The following is a 20,710-nucleotide window of genomic DNA, read 5'->3' as shown; positions in this document are numbered from 1 at the left end:
TCAGTAAGAGAGGCATACCAACATCTGGTATGCCTCCCCCTGCGAATTTCTTTTATATTATTCCGTCACAACTGTGGGGAAAATAATGAAATCACCTTCGGATGCCGGCATGATTGAAACATTTGTTTTAAAACTTGCATCATACTTTGTCGCTTCTGTCGGAACAGTGGGAGAGTTAAAAGTAACACCTACAACTGCTTTTCCTGACTCGTTATATGTAAGCTTATATTCTGTTGCATCATATTGTCCATCACCATTGGCATCTATCTGCACATTGGTGAGATATCCTGTCATGCCATAAGCTTTAAATGATTCCTTCAGATTAATAGTCACTTTATATGTACCATCCGCCTGCTCAACATATGTAGTATCCTCTACCGCAGCATCTCCCATAGACAGATTGCTGTCCGGTGCACTTGCATCGAATTTGTCATTTTTATACAATTTTGTAACAAGTGTAGTGCTGTCCCCTTCGGCCGCAAATGTTGTAACCCCCATTGCCATCATCATAGTTGCTGCTGTACCAAATGCTACTAATTTCTTAAACATATCTTCCATCCTTTCTGCCTTAACGGCTATAAAACTTTAATATTTTAGGGCATTCTTATGATGATAGCCATAGTTAGCGGACGCTAACACCTTTTCCTAAAAAAAGCAGTCCCTGCCCGCCTGTCATAAGCATATGATTTTTAGCTCCATCGTATGGTTAGTTCTAACTACCCCGTGCTAAATATATAGCATATATTGGCAAATACTGTCAACTTCTTTTTTTCAAACCGTTCCCGTTCTGCACGGTTTTTTTCCTGTAAATACAGGTGTTTTTGTTTCTTTTTCGTCTCTAAAAAAATTTCATATTTTGATTATTCTTATATCTACTCTGTTACATCCAGAAAAATAAAAGTGCCGTACTCTCCGGCATATGGGTTCTGCCTACATTGCAGGTCACCGTTACCGGAATCACGCCTTTGATTCTGCCCTCGTGTTTTCTCTGGAAGCGGCATGCATCCAGTGGAATTCTCAGCTTATCTTCCTTTACTTCTGCCTGACACAACATACCTTTATACTCATATTTCAGTGTTTCCAGATGCCCCAGCTTTTCTTCACCATCTGCCCGTGATTTGGCACTCATTTCACACACACGAAGTTCCAGCCAGCTCCCTCTCTTGTTATGCCGTATGGTTGCCGGTTTTTGAAAACCTCTGTCTGCCATGGAGATACTTATCTTATCCTCAGAATCCATTTTATAAAGTGCGAAGCATACATGCCACACTCCGTTTTCAAAGGTACTGGCCAGAAAATTTTTAGATACTGCTCCTCTTTTTTCAGCAATATATATCCGTCTCATCTCCTGGTCATTCCGCATCATTGACATCAATGTATGGTAACTCACATTTTCTATCAGATCCCTTACATTCTCAGCAACTTCCGCTTCCGGTTCTCCTATACGCAGCAAATAGGCCTTTAATTCCTCTATAAGCTTTTTATACCCCCCAAGCCACGCTTTTCCTAATTTAGTAAACTCATAATCTTCTGTCAAATACCCTTTCTCACAGCAGAACTGCAGATAACGGCTGACCGGACTGTGGCTGACCCCGCAGGTTTTTGCGATCTGCATGATGCACCCTCTTTTTTTGTCAATTTTCTCCAGTTCCAAAAGATACTGAAGCTGCTGCATATTTGGACGGTTTTCCTGATTCAGATGCTCCTCTTTTCCCATTCCCAACTTTTCTCTCCTTTACCAGATATGTACATTTAATTCCCGAATATCCTCTTCTTTTGGCGGCTGTTTCCCGGGCGGGAAAGCGATCATACAGTCCCCCTCTGTCACCGGATCATCCGTGCAGACGGTAAAATTAAAAATATCTGAAGGTATCTGATACCCCTCTTTTGTTTCTTCTGCCTGTTTCCAGACCATATCCCCCCTGTACCAGACGCTGCCCATCCCTGCTCCGTCCTTTTCTTTCAGATAAAAATAACTTCCTGCACTTTTTACTTCCAAAGCAATCTCGTCAGAAAATGAAAAAAATTCTTTTGCCAGGATTCTTGGATATCTCTTCTCTGTATCATAGATACCCATATAAAACTCATACCATCCTTCACGGTACACAGAATACAGATTGGCCTTGCGCATGACACGGCTATAGGTATCTCCATAATTCAAAAAGTTACAGATTTTCTTTGTAGCCTCATCACTCAGCACGTGTTCCATACGGCAGGCATCCTCCTCCGCCTGCTTTTCTTCCATTCCAATAAGCTGAAAAAACTGTGCAAGGCGTTCATGGCGGAACCTGCATTCCGCTCCTTGTGATTTTCCAAATTCCGTCAGATAAAGCTCCTCTTTGTTATCCGGGCTATAAAGATAACCATGTTTTACCATCTGCTTTAGATAGTAATTCAGCTCCCGCTTTGCCATATCAAGCTTACTGCACAGCTCAGAACTCGTCAGTTGGTTTCCACTTTTCTGCCATTCATAGAGTATTTCAAGGAGATCCTCCTCCCGTTCCCCTTTGGAAGATGGGAGATTTTTCCCAATTTCTCCGTGAAAAATATTATTGGCGCTTTCTGTTTTCATACGCTTCTTTTCCTCTCCCATATTTCTTTATATAGTTAGCTTTTGCTAACCGCAATCTTTAAAGAAAGAACCCGGTCTGCCGGATTCTTTACTTTGGTCTGGTTTTATTATAAGAAATTATTTGTTTATTTGTCAATGCTTATTTACTGTCTCATATTCATTCAGAATTTGTGCATTGCTGTAATCAGGGTATTTATCCTGCAGTTCTGCAACTGTTTTAACAAATTCCTCCTCCACATCAAGCCAATGACAGATTGTTATTGCTGTAAGTCTCTTTCTCAACATTTTACGGATAATATTGACTTCTTCCTCCTTTTTTCCTTCTGTCTTTCCTTCAATCTTTCCTTCCTCCTTCAACTCTTGTAATGCCCTGCACACACTGATCTCCTCCTTATCATTTTTTAGTTTTATATCCCTGCCCAACATTGTAAGCAAAGCTTTGCTGGCTTTTGCGGACAATTCCCCCAGTTCTTTCTCATGCTTCTTAACATATTGTATAAAATCCTTTTTATGGTTTCCACACCTTAATGTTTCTAATATCAATCTCCAGTCACCTGGAAATTTTCCTGGGTCTGTGTTCCTGGGTTCAATCAGGTGTACTTTATACCTTGGAAGATATTCCTTTAACTCTGCCGCATCATCCGGCAGACAGATCATCTCTTCCATGGTAAGGGGGCCATCCCAAGGGTTGTCTCCATAATAAAAAACAACACTAACCACTGGCATGAACGGTTCCCCCTTAGAAATACCTGACAGAAACTCGGCTGAAGATTTCAAATTTCCGTCTTTCTTATTCTCTTTCTGTTTTTTCTTCAATTGGTCAGCATACTGAACAGAATCATATAAGAGCATGCGTATTGGCATACCATAATGTATCTCACTCTGGTTCTCACAAATAAAGATTACATACATGGTGTTAAAATATGCCTGTTTAACTGTATCTCTTATCAAAGCCTTTTGATTTTGTCTGCCATCCGCTTCCCAGAAAAGCTGCATAGTAACAATAGGACAGGTCTGCGCATTTACTGCGCTGACCGTATGAACAGGTAGCGCCGGCAGGCATCCGGCCCATCGCGAAGCGATTTTTAATGGCTGGATGCGTAACAGTTCAGCTTGTTTGAACTGTTACGCTGCATGACCAATTCTCTCGGCAACGACTCTAAATACTCCGGCCGCAATACTTGTTTTCCTCCGAAAACAGCGCCATTTATAAAATCACAGAAAACATTAGGGTCCTCAAAATATGGCGTAATAATATTATCTTTTACTCCCATCTTTCCTCCTTCTATACTTTTGATCCACTGGAAATCATCTGGCCGAACGGCCGGAATAGATAAATATGTATACTGCATGATGCAGAAATATGATGTCTCCAGAATATCATAAAGAGAAAAAAAGGACAAATGAACTTTATATAAATTTTAATAACAATAAATAAAAGGTTACTGTACACTCCGTGTCCAGTAACACGCTTCGCGATGCACAGATATGGAGCATTCTGCCCCATATCGCGCTGGCTGCCTCGGGATTTTCATGCTTCCGGCATGAAAACGCCTCCCGGTACAGTGGCCTGTGTACAGTAACAATAAAAGTACTTGTGTCTGTTCTAATATTAGTATATAATGCAACTATATATTTTGCAATACATTATTTACGCCTTACAGTGCAGTACTCGCTGCTGCATAAATTGCTGGATGCCCTTAGGTTATGCATTGTTATATTTAAACATTGTTATGTTTTTACGATGCAATATTTATTTCATACCAGGCCCCGGTCTCTTTCATCCCCATCTTCATCCACATCTTCATCCCCATCTGTATGTTTCTTGGAGATTGGATGCCCTCCTGTTCCAGATAATGTTACAAACAAAAATCAGGAGTATCCGTTCCCAACCGGGACCGAACTCCTGATTCTTATGTTTTGCGCTGATCCATTTTTTCCTTTACAATCTGAACTCAGCCAAACCGGATTTAATAGGCCAGAATCCTGGCCGGATTATTTACCGTCATATTGCGAATTGCCAGGTCAGAGACCTCCCCGTATTTCTTCAGTGCAGGAACTCCGAATTTTGTCAGCCTGCAGTATCCCTCACCACCGAACTGCCTGCACATGGTCTTTACGCACATGTCAGTGCCAAGTACGATCTGGCGGCTGTATCCCTGCTGGATAAGACGTACGATCCCGGCCATCTTCATCCAGTCCGGAATGGGTGCGGTTCCCAACGCTTCCAGACCAATATCCCCGGATAAAAATTCCACTGAAAAGTTTGCTCCTTTATCCAGCACCCGTTTTGCCACATCCAGGTCCAGACCCCATTTTTCCGGGTAGAGGACCATCTCCTTCATGGGCCTTTTTACGGTAGTCTCCATGTGGGCGATCACGATCTTCTCCGGATTCACGCCTTCTTCCATCAGTATCTCCACGATTTCACCCGGTGTACCCCCGTAAGCGTAATCCGGATGTACCGTGATGGACATACCCGTGTCTTTTGCGGCCTGGCCGCCTGCTCTGAGCGCTTTTTCCTCTGCCTCTGTAAAATCATTCAGTGCAATTTTCACGCACCCCGGCTTTATGTCTGTGTACTCAATTCCATTTTCAATCTCATCCATCATATGGTCGTAAAACTGGCGGATACTCCAGCCGTCATATTCTCCCGGCCAGGAGGACTCCACATAATAGCCGACAGCTGTAATGACATGAACCCCGGTCCTTTCTGAGATTCGCTTTACTGCCTCCACATCCAGGCGGATTCCGGGAACACTCAGCTCCACCATAGAGTCTCCGCCTGAGTCTTTATACTCCTGTACCTCCCTGGTCATGGCTGCTTCATCATTCAGATCCATGGCATCCCGTACCAGTGGAAAATTCCGTTTCAAAAACCCGATGTTTTCCAGTGAGACCTTATCCTCATACTTCACCGGCAGGTCCGTGGGCATAGCCGGTCTGCAGATTGCCCCCATATCCGCGCCGTTGAACATAATGTGTTCATGCATATCCGTAAATCCCAGCTCCTCCGGCGCAATATCCCCGCACACAGTTGTAATTCGTTTCATGAATGTAAAACCCTCCCATTTTTCAACCTGGCAGCAGTTTTTATCGGCTCTTTCTCTGCTGCTGCCGGATTCGTTTTCAAACACAGACTAACCCAGAAGTATCTTCTCTATCTGTTCTCTCTTCCCCGTCAGAGAGCCCTGCACCATAGGCGGTTTGCCTCCGCCTTTCCCGCTGCAGGCCTGATTCATCTCTTTTGCAAGCGCCACAATATCTCTGCCTAAACTGCCCAGGACATAACGGTATCCTTCCGTGTCACTGCCCACAAAAACACCACAGACACCCTCTGTGATCTCCATGGCATCATTGACAAAACGCCGCATGGCAGCCGGATCCAGCTCCTCCTCAAATAAAAGTACAGCCTGTGTCCGGGGCTTCACCTCTGACAAACACCGTCTCAGATATTGTTCCTGGAGCCGCCTGATTTTTTCTTTCTGCCGGGTAATCTCTTCTTCCAGCCGGCAGACTGCCTGTACAACATCCTCCTGTTTCGCGGAAAGCCTGCACGATATGGCTGTCACGCTCTCCTCCTTTTGGCTGTAATCCTCCAGTGCCCGGAAACCGCAGAGCATGTTCACCCGCATCCCGCCTTTATAATGGATCGCCCCTGTCAGCTTAATGATCCCAACAGCCCCTGTTGTCTTTACATGGGGCGCGCAGCAGGCGCAGGTATCATATCCGGGAATGCGGACAATACGCACCTGTCCCTCAATTTCTATTTTACTCCGGTAGGCTATCTCCCCCAGTTCCTCCTCTGTGGGATACAGAACTTCTATGGGAACATCCTCAGCCACCGCCTGATTAGCTTCCCGTTCTATCATACAAAGCTGCTCTTTTGTGAGAGGGCCGTCATAGTCCATAGTCACCGCTTCATTTCCCAGGTGAAATCCTACATTGCGGTAACCAAAATGACGATTCACAAGCCCTGACACAATGTGTTCCCCTGTGTGCTGCTGCATTTTAGAAAAACGTTCCTCAAAATCCAGTACGCCGGTGACAACAGCCCCCGTATCTGCGGGTTTATCTGTAAAGTGGATGACCGTTCCGTCTTTTTCTCCCACATCCAGGACTCGTATCTTAACTTCCTGGTCCCCGCTCTTGTTTAAAAGCAGCGTCCCTGTATCTGCGTACTGTCCGCCCCCTTCCGGGAAAAAGGCGGTTCTGTCAAGAACCACCTCATAATGGGCACCGCTTATATTTTCATTTACCTTTGGCAGCGGTCTGCAGGCCAGCACCTCTGCCTGAAACCTATCTGTCATACTGTCCCTGTAGAATAATTTGTCCGTCATGTTCAGTCTCCATATACACGGATCAGGGCGGAAACCTTATGTACCACACTCATTCCCTCAATGATCATCATAGCATCATTAAAATTGCCCTCCCTGACTTTTGAGGTCACAACAACGATCTCCGCCAGATCTCCGTCTTTATTTTTCTGTATCATCTGTGCAATACTCACATCATTATTGCCTAATACACTGGCAATGCTGGCAAGTACGCCCGGTCTGTCGTCCACCTGCAGACGCAGGAAAAAGCGGCTATCCATATCATCTGCCTTTTTCACAGGCAGTTCTTTATAACAGGTACAGCTTATCCTTCCGGTACAGCCGAACTGTATATTTCTCACAATGTCAAAAACATCCCCAACAATAGCGCTGGCTGTGGGCATCTCACCCGCACCCCGCCCGTAAAACATGGTATCTCCCACTGCATCTCCTCTCACAAAGACAGCATTGAAAGAGTCATTGACAGAGGCCAGGGGGTGGCTCTCGGAAATCAGCATGGGCTGCACCCGCACCTCAATTCCCGTCTCTGTATTTCTGGCAAGTCCCAGCAATTTGATCAGGCAGCCCAGTTCTTTCGCGTACCGGATATCTTTAGCCGAGATATGCGTGATGCCTTCTGTTGTCACATCGTCAAAGGTCACTCTGGAATTAAAGGCAATGGAAGCCATGATCGCCATTTTACGCCCCGCGTCATATCCTCTGATATCTGCTGTCGGATCTGCCTCCGCATAGCCAAGTTCTGTTGCCAGAGCCAAAGCCTCGGAAAATTCCATGCCTTCCTGGGTCATTTTTGTCAAAATAAAATTAGTCGTACCGTTTACTATGCCGATGACCTCCTGAATGTGGTTGCCGGCCAGGCACTGTTTCAATGGCCGGATAATGGGAATCCCTCCGGCCACTGCTGCTTCAAAAAGGAAATCGCACTGATGCTCTGCCGCACAGTCCAGCAGTTCTCCCCCATTGGAGGCCACTAAATCCTTGTTGGCGGTCACCACATGCTTGCCTGCACGCAGTGCCTCCAGAATATAAGTCCTTGCAGGCTCAAATCCGCCCATCACCTCAATGATGATCTCAATGGACGGGTCTTCTAAAACCGCCTTCCAGTCATTGGTGAGTACAGATGAGTCTTCCACCTTCGCAGCCGCTTTTTTTATGTTGCGGACCAGGATTTTTTCTACCCGGACCACGGCTCCGATTTTTTTCTCCATCTCCTCTTTCTGACTTTTCAGAACTTTATATACGCCGTTCCCCACGGTTCCAAGCCCCAGCAGGGCAGCTTTTATCACTTTTTCACTCATAACGATTCTTCTTTTTCCTCCGGCTCATCCTTTTTGGGCTTCACGACCTGTTCCACCCTTTCAATAAATCCCTTTTTCATCTTATTATTCCGCTTAAAGGCCTTGCTCCATCCTCCAATCTTATTGTATACCCAGAAGGAATGGACCAGAACTGCATTGACCTTGCCGATTTTGTCCTTGGTCGTCTTGTTGTAGATCTCACCGCCGCACGCAAACCTGGTGCCCTTGATGATCTCTGTGATCAGATCCGACTCACAGGTAACCGTGTCCGGCACTTCCGTGTATGCCTTTCCCACACAGTCCGCTCTGTGGGCATCGCTTCCGCCTGTGCCTGTCAGATTGTACTTTTCCGCTAATTTTGCTGCTCTCTCATTGACTTCCATGGATTCACAGGCATTGAAGGTTTCAATAAAGTCAAATTCTTTTAAAATATCCGGATTTCTCTTATAAGCTTTTGCGTTCATAAAGCTCATGTATTTTTCCCCGCAGGGATGGGCCGGGCCCAGTATTCCCCCGTAGTTGTGCACTATGGGGATCAGCATCTGAATGGGAATCCCCCGCAGCTCCAGAAGACGCAGTTTGATGCTCTCCGGCATGATCACAATGATATGGCCTGCATCCAGCGTGTCGTATTCAATTCCTTTGAGTACAACAAAATCTGTGTATTTCTGGCCTTTGATATTCTTTTTCCAATAACGGAATCCCCCGTAAGAATCATGATCCGTCACAAGCATTCCGCCGAATCCCTGGTTTCTCAGCATACGGATATACTCCTCGATGCTTACTTTGCCGTCTATAGAGCCTTCTTTTGTATGGCAGTGCATGTCAATTTTCACGACAAAACATCTCCTTCCCAACACGCCGCAGCTTTTATATCAAAACTACAGCTTTAAAATTCTTCTCGCATTCTCCCCCAATATGGCTTTTTTCTCAACCTCTTTCATATTCATTTCCCGTATTCGTGATAAAAATTCCTTCTGACCGTCCCAGGGACTGTCTGTAGCAAATAAAATCTTATCCACGCCATGTTTTCTGGAGAGGCGGATAAAATGCTCATCCTCCATATGCCCCAGACTATAAGCTGTATCAAAGTAAAGCCTGCTGCCTGCCAGGTACTTTTCCACATCCTCCCAGCAGTTCCAGCCGCCCATATGCGCCATCACTAAAACGCCTCCGTCTATCTGGTCAAGTACATGTTCCACCCGCTTCGGCGTGCAGTGTACCACCTCCGGAAGCCCCACATCCACGCCTGCGTGTGCAATGACAATGAGTCCCCGCTCCGCTGCCCGGTCCATGATCCGCATGTAGCGGATATCATCAATAAATACGCGCTGATAATCAGGATGCAGTTTGATCCCCTTCAGACCCATATCTGCAATTTCATCCACTTCTGCTTTATAATTCTCCGTGTCCGGGTGGATGCCGCCAAAAGAGAGGAATTCCCCGCCGCCCCGGAACTGCTCCGGAGTGATCTCTCTTGCGTAGCGGTTGATGGATAAAAACTGCTGCGGTTTTGTTGCCACTGGCAGCACCACGGATATATCCACACCGGATTCCTCCATGGATTTTTGAAGTCCGTCCTTTGTTCCGTCTGTATACGCTTTGGAATCTGATGCCTTGGAAAGCTTTTCTATGGTTGCCCCGGCTATCTTATCCGGGAATATATGTGTATGGAAATCTATTATCATCTCTCCGGCCCCGCTTATTTGTTTTCCTTCTGGATCCCAAAACGTTTCAGCAGGTTCTCAAACTGTTCACTCATGACGATCAGATTAAAGCCCTGGGGATTTACCACAACGCCTTTTGCCAGAGGAATTAATATTTTGTCCAGATTTTTAAATTCTACCACCACTGCCTTGAACTTTTTCTCTTTGTTGAATTTGGAAAACTCACCGGGGTCTGTAAAAATGGGCTGGAACACATCGCCGTTTTTATTTTTGATATAGGGGACCTGAACGTTCTCTTCCTTACCTTCCTCCTGTTTCTCCACTGCCACCAGGAATTTGCTTTTCACCAGGTTGGCTGCCATCTCCTCCTCCAGCTCATTTAAACTCTCCTTCTCGGACATCTCCACGCCTCTTCTGAATTCCTGCATGAAATAAATGCCTGTAAGCTGAAGCTGCGGGTTAAACAGCGGTCTCTGATTCTCGGGAAGTTGGGAAAAATCCGGTCTTTTCACGATCTCCTCCAGATCAAATGCAGTTGTACTGTCCTTTTCCACAAACACCACTTCATTGACACCCAGTGTAAAGAGTGTGGAATAAAAGTTCAGAAAACTTTTGTTCTCCACTTTGATGGATGCCACCGGATTCTTCTGCTCCATGTATGGTTTTGCCTTTTCCTCCAGATCCTTGCTGTCTTCAAAGACCCACACCTGATCATTATATGTATCTGGATCGCAGATGATAAAAGGATTGTTGGTCCCTCTGGAAAAGAGCACGTAAAATGCTTCCATCTGCTGGATTTTCTTAATTGTTTCCATTCTTACTTTGTCCATGGTTCTATGTTCTCCTGTTGTGTTATATTTTTGTAACTGGGAAGCTACTGAACAGTTACGTGTTTTTTAACAGCAGGCTGCTGTCAGCTTTTTCTTCTTTTAGTATACACCCAAATCCTGTTCTTGTCCTCTTAAATTTGCATTTTGCTGTCCTAGAAAGCCTCTGTGGGAAGGTCACAATTCCAGCACCTGACCGGTCTCAGCCCAAATACAGGAATCCCCAAATGCGGATGCCATCCTTCCCGCAGCCCTTTTTCCCGTGCAGTGGACAGGGATAAGAACAGGAATCTCCATGTCCCTCAAACTCCGAATGGTATCTGTGATCCGCTTTTCCCCCGCACTTCTCAGATGCATACCGGCCAGTACACTGTAAACAGGCATATCCGGCAGAACTTCCTTTGCCCGCAGGATACCGTTGACGACGCCTCTGTGGCTGCAGCCCATGAAGAGACAGAGTCCCTTTTTTGTACACACAGCCAATATCTGTTCGTCCTCCATCTCGTCGGCCCGCCAGCATGTGCCTGTGCCGTTCTTATCCTGTATCCAGAACCCGGCAGGCCGCTCCTCGAAATCCGTGCGGTATGGTATATTTCCGATCACCCAGAATCCGGGCGCTATCTCCCTGGCGTCCCCGGTAAATCGGACATCCGCCTTCCAGCTCTCATGACTGCCTGACATACCGATATAATGCCTGTCCTTTTGTGTGCCGCTGTATTTCCTTTCAAAAGCACTCTTTTGTATGTACACGGGAGGCAGTCTGCGGCTGCCGTCCAGATATTCCATGCCTCCGCAGTGGTCGTAATGCCCATGGCTCAATATAATGCCGTCAAGGTCTTCCAGATGTACTCCCAGGGTTTTGGCATTTTTCAAAAACACGTCACTCTGTCCGGTATCCATCAAAAATTTTCTGTCACGCTCCTCAATGACAACGGACAGCCCATGTTCTGCCAGAAATCCTTGCCTGTAAACTGTATTTTCATTTAATATGGTAATCTTCATATACCTTCTCCCCCAGCTTCAAAACGGTCATGCAGGTACCTTTACTGCAAGGAGGGCATGGGGAAGGTCTGGAATCCGTATTCTGCCTCCCCGTTATCCCATTTTGCCATCACGCTGTAAATATATCCCGGTTCTGCCTGCATAACACTGCCTTCTTCCTCTTTTGTGACCGTTACAGCCTCACCGTACTGTTCTGCCTCGGATACCTCTGTCTGTCCCTGCATAGAGGATTCATAGCGTATCACGGTTATCTCTTCCGGTTCCTTTGAGAAGATAAGTTTTACATCCGTGTGCTCCGGTATTTTTATCTCCTCATATTCGTTCCACTGCAGAATAAACGCTGCATCTGTTGTTTCGCTGACGGTCTCACCGGCCTCATTCTCATATTCCCAGCGGTATCCGCCTGTGGTGTTCACAGCAGCGGTAACCACGGCCTGAGGCTGGCTGTATTCCAGGTTTAAAAACGGCAGAGCCGAAGCCTCTTCCTGGTAGCTGAATTGTTTTAAAAGTTCCCCGTATTGTTCCAGAAGTTCCTGATTCTGCTTTTGGATCCGCACAATTTTGGTAATGCCCGGATACTGTCCCGGATAAGACATGGTCATAATGCCGTTGCCGTAGATCTTCACCACATCGCCATTCTCCAATTCCCACGGTTCCAGTTCCTCTCCCTGTTCGTCTGTAATACTGCCCTCAAGCGGTCCCGTGAACGGGGTTTGGTTCCGGGTATCCACAAACAGATAATTTCCCACTGTCTCACCGCTGCCGTCCCGTAAAAACAAAGCTTCCAGGGCTGTATCCTCTGCCTCTTTCTCTCTTTTTTCCTTCCCGATCCAGAAAACCGAAACAGCCGCAGCAGCAGCCAGTACACCTATCACTGCAATTACAACAATCGTCTTTTTTTTCATGGCGTTTTCCTTTCCTGTTTATACTTCATATTATACCCTAAGTTTCCGTTTATTCCAATGACAGATATAACCATAAAAAGCACAAAGCCTGCAGCTCCGGTTTAGCCGGAATTTGCAGGCTCTGTGCCTTTGTTTAAAAAGGTTGGTGATTCCTTTATTGATATGCGAATCCTCCGTTGTGAGTGACTTTTGCTTTATAAAGCGCTTCATCCGCTGCTTTTGCAAGGGAAATGTAAGTGTCGCCGTGTTTGGCGATCACGGCGCCGGCGGATAACGTGATGGACGGCATATTACGCCGCTTTGCCTCTTTTCCTAAGGTGTTGTTAATGTCCTCCATGATCCTTTTTGCAACGGAGTGATCCGAGGTATTGGCAACAAAAATCGCGAATTCATCACCGTGAAGGCGGGAAGCCAGATCCACGGTCCTGATTCGTCCGATGATCATCTGTGCTGTCAGTTTGATCACTTCATCCCCAACGCTGTGTCCGTAATTGTCGTTGATACTTTTAAAATGATCCCCGTCTATCATGACCAGAATGCCGCTCTCGTCCTCCTCCATATCTTCCAGGGCCATTGAAATTTCTTTGCGGAAAGACTTGAAATTCATCATTCCGGTCAGATCATCCACTGCTGCCGCCTTCTGGGCCGCGCTCAGAGCAATCTCAAGCCTTCTCTGGGTCTGCCCCAGTTCCACGTAAGCATCCCTCAGTTCCCGGTTTTTTATCCCTTTGCTGACACGTCCCATCACATAAATGAGCAGAAGTTCTGTCAGAAGAAGGGGAACCAGCCACACGGTCGCCCTCTCCCCATAAAAATACAGCGGAAAGAGGAGTGCTCTTTTCCGCTGCATTTATGAGTCGATTATTTACATACCTCTTCGTAAAGATTCCTTCCCCGGGAATCAATAACCACGATAACAGGGAACTTTTCCACCTCCAGCCTGCGGATGGCCTCTGTGCCCAGATCATCATATGCAATGACTTCTGCCTTCTTGATACATCTTGACAGCAGCGCGCCTGCCCCTCCCACAGCTGCGAAGAATACGGCGCCGTTTCTGACAATGGCATCTGTAACCTCTTTTTTTCTTTTACCCTTGCCGATCATGCCTGTAAGTCCCAGGTCAAGAAGCCTGGGGGCGTATTTATCCATACGGCTGGCTGTAGTAGGGCCTGCGGAACCGATGGGACGGCCTTCCCGCGCGGGTGTTGGACCCATGTAATAGATCACATTGCCCTCCATCTCAATGGGAAGCTTCTCCCCTCTGTCAAGGGCCTCATCCATGCGGAGATGGGCCGCATCCCTTGCCGTGTAAATGGTGCCTGTTATGTACACATAATCGCCTGCCTGAAGCGTTTTTACTTCTTCCCTGTCAAGCGGTGCATTTAAATATCTATCCATGACGGAACCTCCTAGTCATTATTCCCTGCCACTGTCCCGGCAGGTGTTTTCCCCAAGGGGATACTGCGCCATGCGCAGCAAAATCCGGGACTGCGCCATGCTAAAATCAGATTGTCCTTACCATATGCCTGTTTACATGGCAGCAGATATTCACTGCCACAGGCAGGCCTGCAATGTGGGTGGCATATGTATTGATGTTCACCGCAAGTGCTGTAGTGTCACCGCCAAATCCTGCAGGTCCCAGGCCAATTTCATTGATCTTTGCCAGCAGTTCCTCCTCCAGTTCTCTGATATGTTCCAGTTCCGAATGGGTACCCACTTCTCTTGTGAGAGCTTTCTTTGCCAGGATGGCTGCCTTCTCAAAGGTGCCGCCAATACCCACGCCCACAACTACGGGGGGACATGCGTTTGGCCCGGCTTCTCTCACGGCGCTGACAATGGCATCCTTCACACCTTCCACGCCATCCGCGGGCTTCAGCATATAGATCTTACTCATATTCTCACTGCCGAAACCTTTAGGTGCCACAGTGATCTCCACCTGGTCTCCCGGCACCAGTTCATAATGGATAATAGCAGGGGTATTGTCCTTTGTGTTTACACGGAGGAGCGGGTCTCCCACAACGGATTTGCGCAGGTATCCCTCCTCATATCCTCTGCGGACTCCTTCATTCACAGCCTCTTCCACACTGCCGCCTTCAAAATGGACATCCTGGCCAATTTTCAGGAAAACCACCGCCATGCCTGTGTCCTGACAGATGGGGATCATGTCCTTGCCCGCTATATCCAGATTTTCCAATAGCTGTCCCAAAATCTGTTTTGCCAGGGGTTTTGTCTCTTTTGCACAGGCAGTCTTCATTGCCTTGTCCATATCCGGGGCAAGATAGTGATTGGCCTGAATACACATCTCTTTGATGTTATCTGTTAAAAGTTCAACGTTTACACTACGAACCATGCCTTTCTCCTCCAAATCTTATTGCTTCCTGCTCAGCTTAACTGCTGCTTTACATCAATGCGGTTAAAGTCTGATAAGTCCTCAGACCTATGCTTGCCAATAAGCCCCACCAGCATGTAATACCCGGTTCTGGGGTCAATGGGAAAGTCTTTTACCAGGGTGAAATCTTCTATCTTTCCTGTGCTGGACACATGCATCCGCGGCCCCAGGCATTCCAGGACCATCTCACCGATCTGCACGTGGTTCTCATCATAGTAAGATACGGATAAATCCTGTTTTACCGCATCCTTCACTTTTTTCTCCAGCTCATATAAGTCCACATCCGGTTTTTCCTCAAACTCCAGCACAAACCCGTGGCGCACGTCGGAGCGGGGGCCGTCCTGGGCGTATCCGTCACCCATATAATACACGCACAAGTCCTCCAGGGTGTGGGCCATCTTTCTGTATTTAACGGATTTGTGCACAATGTTGGCTATATTCTCCGGCAGAGGGCCGAACATATTGGGCCTGGTGATGATGATCTCCTCGCCGATTCCCACAAGCAGGTCCGCGTTTCTGTGGAGCAAAGGATAGATCAGGTCAAAATGCTCCACAATAACCTGCTTTCCGTGATTGGCTGCATCCAGGATCGTGTCCGCCAGCACATGCATCTGGGTAAATGCTGATTCAAAGCGGATGTCCAGATGATAGGTGTGGGGGGAAAACGGGTCCGTCAGATCCTCATGCAGAAGGGGCAGGGGCCTGATGTTCACACCCTCATCGTCATTGGTCAGGTCAATACCGGGAAACATGCCTTTGATGAGCAGGCTCTTGCCCGCCCCGGCATCTCCTATGATCCCTATAATGTGGTCAAAAGGGCTTAAATACATCTGGCTGAGCTGCATTCCCAAATCCGCCATCCTCCGGTTTCCTCTGGGTGCAAAATAAAAGCTGTACAGGTTTCCTTCCTGCATCTGTTTTGAATATGCCATAGACTCTTCCTTCCCAAAATGCTGAAACAGCCGGACCATCTGGCAGGCAGAAGCCCGCCAAATGGTCTGGCATGTAAATAAAGTTTCATTTAATTATCTTGATTTTTTTGCATTTCTCAGTGCAATGATCCTCTGCATTTCATTATAGACAATCATGTAACCCTCGTCAACACCCATACCCGGTTTTGCAAGGATCTGATCCGGTTTGGTCGCCATTGCGCAGTTCACGCAGACCTGTGCGGAACGGTCTGTCTCATTGCAGGTACCTCCCTGGTATGCGCCGAAGCCTTTTTCCTTACAGTAGAGGACAGCTTCCACAATGTTGTTGATGCCGCCAAGGTCAGGTGTTTTGATCTGAGCCATATGGCCTGATTTATTGTCTGCAAAGTATTTGACATCCTCCAGGGTGTTGCACCATTCATCGGCAACCAGCTCCACGTCAATGCCTCTTCTGTCCACTTCTTCTCTCAGTCCTTTTAAGCAGAGCATCTGTTTTTCTCTCTCCTCTGCGTCCATAGGTCCTTCGATCCTCAGATGGAACGGTTTTGCAGCCTCCTCCAGCTCTGCCAGGTAATCTGCCATAGCTGTATAGTTATCCACGCCGAAGATAGCGCCGATGGTGCCGTATACGTCAATGTGGAATACAGGCATGTAATTCTCGTCATTGCGCAGTTTCAGCACACGGTCACTGAGCCATTTTACATACTCTTTTAAGAGTTCGCCGTGTTCACCCAGCTTTGTCTTCACGTTATTGATCAGGGCATGAGGCATGACCGCAGCACCCTTTAAGATCATTTTGTCAGAGTTGTCATATCTGTTGTCGCCTGACTGGGTGAAGATGGGGATCGGCTCCTCGGATACTGTGGTGCCGTACTCATCTGCCACAACCTCACACATCAGTCTGTTGGAGGATTTTGCAACCGCGTCCAAGATAGCCTGGCTCACACCGTAGCGGATGGCTGTGTGCAGCCTTTTTCCGTCCACCTGCAGGTTTTCCAGCATTGCACAGAGGTCTTTAAAGCTGTCTGCTTCCCTGCCTACCAGCTCCGGTTTGATGTATTTTTCAATGATCGGGATAAAGTCCTCAGCTAAGAACAGCGGGTCTCTTCCGCCTGCACCGGAATACTGAACAGCCGCACAGTCTCCCCATGCGATCTGTCCGTCCTCCAGGATCAGCATGACGGAGATCGCTTCCCCTGCCTGTCTTACAGATTTGAATCCGGGTGTTACAGTCTCGCCAAAGTATGCGGAACCGTCTGCTACAGCACCCTTTTTGATCGCTCTCTGGTCGTCAAAGAAAAAACCTGTTCTTGCTTTGGAACAAACAACATCTATAATTTTCATGATACACTTCTCCTATTATTGTGATTTTCCGGTTACGGTTCACAGCCCTGCAAAAAGCACAGTTCTGTGAACCGTAACACGATTTGCGATACACGGATATGGAGGATTTAGCTCCATACGGCGCTGACTGCCTCCGGATCTATCTTATTTCGGCTTTCCAACCAGTCTGCCTTTGCTGATCGCATATACATCATCAATGACCATCTGGAAGGACGCTTTTCTCTTCTCCATCTTTGCCCTGTGCTCGATCTTGCCCTGGTTAAAGTCTTTGAGCTCTCTTGGCAGCGGCACGTTGGCTACATTCAGGTAACGCACAGCGCCTTCAAAATCACGGGCCGGCAGCATTTTGCCTGCATTGTACTTGCTGGGTGCGAAGGGAATATCCAGCACGCCTGCTTTTACTCCGCGGATAGCGCCCAGTGCTAGGTCGCCCATGCCAAGTTCAAAGCATTTGTCAACAATTGCGCAGGTCTCCCCTTTGATAATGGCTTTTTCAAGCTCTAAGGCAGAACTTTTCAGTTCCTGGTCTGCCAGCAGGGAGATGGCCTGTTTTGTACAGCGGAGTCCCTGTGCATTGGCCTCCATTGTGGGAACGCCCATTGCCTCGTGAGGTGTCTTAACAATAACTTTTGTGGCTTTTGCCAGAGCTGCCACGGAGCTTCCCCAGGAGATAACCGCAAATGCCTTGGACTCATCCTGCGGGAAACCGCCCATCCACTGGTGGAGTACAGAGGTAACGGTCACATCCTCGTAGCCGTATTTATCCAGGTACTCCTCTGTCAGTTCCTCCAGAACCCTTAAAGCCGCAACGTCCTGTACCAGGTTACCGCACTGGCCGTAGCCAACAGTCACGTTCTTTACGCCCTGCTCTGCCGCAAGCATGGCCTCAATGATCGCCACTGCATTGGACATGGAAGGCGGAACCAGTGTTCCGGTCAAAGGTCCGTAAGGCTCACGGTTGATGGAAACGCCTGCCTCCTCATAGATGCCTGTCAGACGGTCCACATACATCCAGTCATAGATGGTCCTCTCCAGGGGCACATCTTTGGCGTAAGGAATATTGTAGGAGATACCGCCTCCTTCATAGCTGGTGAATCCGCCTGCATAGCAGATCTCTGTCAGCAGCCTGGCATCCGGTGTGCCATGGCGTACCTGTACCGGAGTATCCAGATTTTCAATGATGGAACGGCAGCCGAATACGCCGTGGTTTACAGCCGGAAAACCGTTCAGCATGGATTTCTGTGTGTGGATAGATTCCTTGATCCCCACTTCAGCCTCCTCGTAGCGGTTCTGACGGGTATAGGAGTCAATGGTGGTCGGCAGCAGATCTGCTTCGCCCTTGTCCTGTAAATACTGAAGCAGCTTGATATGTTCGTCGATCAATGCTACACCGGCTCTCGGCTGGATCAATGTCTTTCTCTCTTTTTTGGCATTTGCCAGTTTCCGTGAAAAGCTCTTGCTCTCCGGCATCGCTTTATGGTAATCAACAGCTTCCTCGAAATTTACTTCTTTTCCGGTAGGCCACTGTTCCATAACCTCTTTCCGTATTCCATAGAACTCATCATCAGATAATTTCTTATTCCTTATGTCCATAATAAGCAATCTCCTTCTTCATGATTTCCAGAGCAGCCTGTGGGTACTGTTTTGAGAGCAGTCCCATGGCAGCCAGGATATACTTTCTATCCACTAAGATTTCCGCCTTTTCCGGCCTTAACGAGGCAGGATCGCTTTCATCAAATAGTGCGTGCTCTGCAATTTCTTCCGTATGTTTTGCGTGGATCAGTGCGCCCCCCGTAACTACCACATATTTTACCCGGCGCAGATCCTTTCCGCTCTGGACATAGGTCAGACCGCAGGGGGTATAGACCTGTTCCAGAGAACCGGCATGACGGGCAACCGCGGTCTCCACGGCAGCACATGCCAGTGCATAGTCCATTTTTTCCATCTCTTCGCTGTCAGGTATGTAATCCGTATGGTGCTCCAGGTAGTCCACAAGCTCGTTTACCTTGTTCCGGGCAAGTCCCGAAATCTTTGCCAGCTTTCTGTCTCCCGCTGCCTCCATGATGCCCCTGACGCTGTAACGCATTCCAATATCACCCTCAACGGTACGCTTGGTGTAAGGCTCCTGCAGTCCTTTGATGACTGTCATGGTATTGGCCGGACTTCCGTCAGCAACAGAATATACATCTGTGGTGGCACCGCCCAGATCCACCCCCACCAGTTCCCCGATCCCCGGGCTCTCATCCCAGCCGTCTGAGAGAAGTTCCATGGCTGTCAGCATAGCCGACGGGGTGGGCATGATAATGCCGGACATCAGATCCATGGCCTGGGTCAGTCCTTTTCCCTGCACAATACGGTTCAGGAAGATTTCCCGTATCTGCTTCTGGGTCGGTTCAATATTTAACTCACCCAGTCTTGGCATTACGTTTTCGCAGATATAGGTGGTCCTTCCCTCCAGAATCTCCTGACAGTCGTCCGCACAGCAGCGGTTGCCCGCAATCACGATGGGGCAGTCATAGCTAAGCCCGGCAAGCATCTTTGCATTGTACAGGATGCATTCCGTATTGCCGCCGTCTGTTCCTCCGGTAAGCAGGATAATATCGGGATGGTACTCCTCAATCTCCTTCATATCGCCCTTGGTGAGCTGGAAGGAGTAAGTCTTCCACACCTTTGCACCTGCTCCCAGGGAAGCCTCCCTGGACGCCTGGGCCGTCAGCTCCGGAACCAGGCCGCAGGAAATCATCTTCAGTCCGCCGGCTGCACTGGAGCAGGCATACGTCTCTGCAAATTCCAGATGGCCTGTGGTCTTCTCCATAACCTCTATGGCATCATGAAGACCGTTGTTGATATCTGTCTCTACTGTTGTATACGCTGCCGCCGTTCCCAGAATCTCACAATTCTCCACGTCAACAGCAGTCACTTTGGTGTTGGTGCTTCCAAAGTCCACCAAAAGCACTGGTTTCATGATATATCGCCCCTTTTACTCTGCTGCCTTACGTTCTTCTTCCGGTACGCCCAGGTCTTCATACAAAGCTGTGATGGTAGTCTCCGGTGTGGTTCCCGGCCCGAATACGCGGTCAAATCCCATGGCCTTAAAACGCCTCTCAACCTCATCAAAAGGCTGTTTTCCGACCACAATGTTGCCTCCCACATACAGGAGGATCCCTTTTAATCCGGCCTCATCACATTTGTCGCGGAGACCTCTGCAGTCCAGCTCTCCGTGTCCGTAGAGAGAGGAAACCATGATGCCGTCAGCATTGGTCTCGATCGCTGCTGCGATATACTCTTCCTGGGAAACCATAACCCCCAGGTTGACCACCTCAAATCCTGCACCCGTAAATGCATGTTCCAGAATACTGATGCCTACTGCGTGTACATCGGCTCCGATAACGCCAATGACTAATTTTTTCTTATCCACTGTAAACCGCTCCCTTCCA

Annotated in this window: 21 protein-coding genes; all 21 read right to left on the bottom strand. The window is 47.8% G+C overall.

Annotated features, from left to right (window positions below):
* Nucleotides 1-57: 57 nt before the first annotated feature.
* Entirely contained in the window at nt 58-549 is a 492-nt protein-coding gene (locus tag CI595_RS19155) for a hypothetical protein (RefSeq protein WP_095175225.1), read from the bottom strand.
* Between the two features lie 331 nt (nt 550-880).
* A complete protein-coding gene (locus CI595_RS19150; protein WP_147737749.1) occupies nt 881-1,723 on the bottom strand; it encodes a hypothetical protein in 843 nt (280 codons plus the stop codon).
* Nucleotides 1,724-1,735: 12 nt separating this feature from the next.
* Nucleotides 1,736-2,572, bottom strand: a complete 837-nt coding sequence (locus tag CI595_RS19145) for a metal-dependent transcriptional regulator (RefSeq protein WP_162291925.1) — start codon at nt 2,570-2,572, stop codon at nt 1,736-1,738.
* A 132-nt stretch (nt 2,573-2,704) separates the two neighbouring features.
* Nucleotides 2,705-3,484, bottom strand: coding sequence for an Rpn family recombination-promoting nuclease/putative transposase (locus CI595_RS19140; protein WP_279233394.1), 780 nt, complete (start codon nt 3,482-3,484; stop codon nt 2,705-2,707).
* A gap of 173 nt (nt 3,485-3,657) precedes the next feature.
* Nucleotides 3,658-3,846 carry a hypothetical protein gene (locus CI595_RS19135; protein ID WP_104805029.1) on the bottom strand — a complete coding sequence of 63 codons (189 nt, stop codon included), beginning with the start codon at nt 3,844-3,846 and terminating at the stop codon, nt 3,658-3,660.
* A 696-nt stretch (nt 3,847-4,542) separates the two neighbouring features.
* Nucleotides 4,543-5,625, bottom strand: coding sequence for a phosphotriesterase family protein (locus CI595_RS19130; RefSeq protein ID WP_095175380.1), 1,083 nt, complete (start codon nt 5,623-5,625; stop codon nt 4,543-4,545).
* An 87-nt stretch (nt 5,626-5,712) separates the two neighbouring features.
* Entirely contained in the window at nt 5,713-6,912 is a 1,200-nt protein-coding gene (locus tag CI595_RS19125) for an alanyl-tRNA editing protein (protein ID WP_095175221.1), read from the bottom strand.
* A 2-nt stretch (nt 6,913-6,914) separates the two neighbouring features.
* Entirely contained in the window at nt 6,915-8,207 is a 1,293-nt protein-coding gene (locus CI595_RS19120; protein ID WP_095175220.1) for a homoserine dehydrogenase, read from the bottom strand.
* Nucleotides 8,204-9,043, bottom strand: coding sequence for a CehA/McbA family metallohydrolase (locus tag CI595_RS19115; protein WP_095175219.1), 840 nt, complete (start codon nt 9,041-9,043; stop codon nt 8,204-8,206). Before CI595_RS19115 ends, CI595_RS19120 begins: the two co-directional genes overlap by 4 nt.
* A 45-nt stretch (nt 9,044-9,088) precedes the next feature.
* On the bottom strand, nt 9,089-9,895 hold the full coding sequence (locus CI595_RS19110) for an amidohydrolase family protein (protein WP_095175218.1): 807 nt from the start codon (nt 9,893-9,895) through the stop codon (nt 9,089-9,091).
* Nucleotides 9,896-9,909: 14 nt separating this feature from the next.
* Nucleotides 9,910-10,704 carry an SseB family protein gene (locus tag CI595_RS19105; protein WP_095175217.1) on the bottom strand — a complete coding sequence of 265 codons (795 nt, stop codon included), beginning with the start codon at nt 10,702-10,704 and terminating at the stop codon, nt 9,910-9,912.
* 174 nt (nt 10,705-10,878) lie between these two features.
* Nucleotides 10,879-11,703 (bottom strand): MBL fold metallo-hydrolase, encoded by an 825-nt coding sequence (locus CI595_RS19100; protein WP_095175216.1) that lies wholly within the window; start codon nt 11,701-11,703, stop codon nt 10,879-10,881.
* A 41-nt stretch (nt 11,704-11,744) separates the two neighbouring features.
* Entirely contained in the window at nt 11,745-12,608 is an 864-nt protein-coding gene (locus CI595_RS19095) for a hypothetical protein (RefSeq protein ID WP_095175215.1), read from the bottom strand.
* Between the two features lie 154 nt (nt 12,609-12,762).
* Nucleotides 12,763-13,401 carry a GGDEF domain-containing protein gene (locus CI595_RS19090; protein WP_243135213.1) on the bottom strand — a complete coding sequence of 213 codons (639 nt, stop codon included), beginning with the start codon at nt 13,399-13,401 and terminating at the stop codon, nt 12,763-12,765.
* Between the two features lie 68 nt (nt 13,402-13,469).
* Nucleotides 13,470-14,006 (bottom strand): Fe-S-containing hydro-lyase, encoded by a 537-nt coding sequence (locus CI595_RS19085; protein WP_095175213.1) that lies wholly within the window; start codon nt 14,004-14,006, stop codon nt 13,470-13,472.
* Between the two features lie 106 nt (nt 14,007-14,112).
* On the bottom strand, nt 14,113-14,958 hold the full coding sequence (locus tag CI595_RS19080) for a fumarate hydratase (protein WP_095175379.1): 846 nt from the start codon (nt 14,956-14,958) through the stop codon (nt 14,113-14,115).
* Between the two features lie 32 nt (nt 14,959-14,990).
* Nucleotides 14,991-15,929 carry an alanine-tRNA synthetase second additional domain-containing protein gene (locus CI595_RS19075; RefSeq protein WP_065542295.1) on the bottom strand — a complete coding sequence of 313 codons (939 nt, stop codon included), beginning with the start codon at nt 15,927-15,929 and terminating at the stop codon, nt 14,991-14,993.
* 93 nt (nt 15,930-16,022) lie between these two features.
* A complete protein-coding gene (locus CI595_RS19070) occupies nt 16,023-17,273 on the bottom strand; it encodes a methylaspartate ammonia-lyase (RefSeq protein WP_095175212.1) in 1,251 nt (416 codons plus the stop codon).
* A 144-nt stretch (nt 17,274-17,417) separates the two neighbouring features.
* Nucleotides 17,418-18,866, bottom strand: a complete 1,449-nt coding sequence (locus tag CI595_RS19065; RefSeq protein WP_095175211.1) for a methylaspartate mutase subunit E — start codon at nt 18,864-18,866, stop codon at nt 17,418-17,420.
* Nucleotides 18,850-20,238, bottom strand: a complete 1,389-nt coding sequence (gene glmL, locus CI595_RS19060; protein ID WP_095175210.1) for a methylaspartate mutase accessory protein GlmL — start codon at nt 20,236-20,238, stop codon at nt 18,850-18,852. The genes CI595_RS19065 and glmL overlap by 17 nt, the downstream gene beginning before the upstream one ends.
* Nucleotides 20,239-20,253: 15 nt before the next feature.
* Nucleotides 20,254-20,691 carry a methylaspartate mutase subunit S gene (gene glmS / locus CI595_RS19055; protein ID WP_095175209.1) on the bottom strand — a complete coding sequence of 146 codons (438 nt, stop codon included), beginning with the start codon at nt 20,689-20,691 and terminating at the stop codon, nt 20,254-20,256.
* Between the last annotated feature and the right edge of the window lie 19 nt (nt 20,692-20,710).

This window comes from Blautia hominis, assembly GCA_002270465.1.
Lineage (GTDB): Bacteria > Bacillota > Clostridia > Lachnospirales > Lachnospiraceae > Blautia > Blautia hominis.
This window is presented reverse-complemented; position numbering and strand designations above follow the sequence as displayed.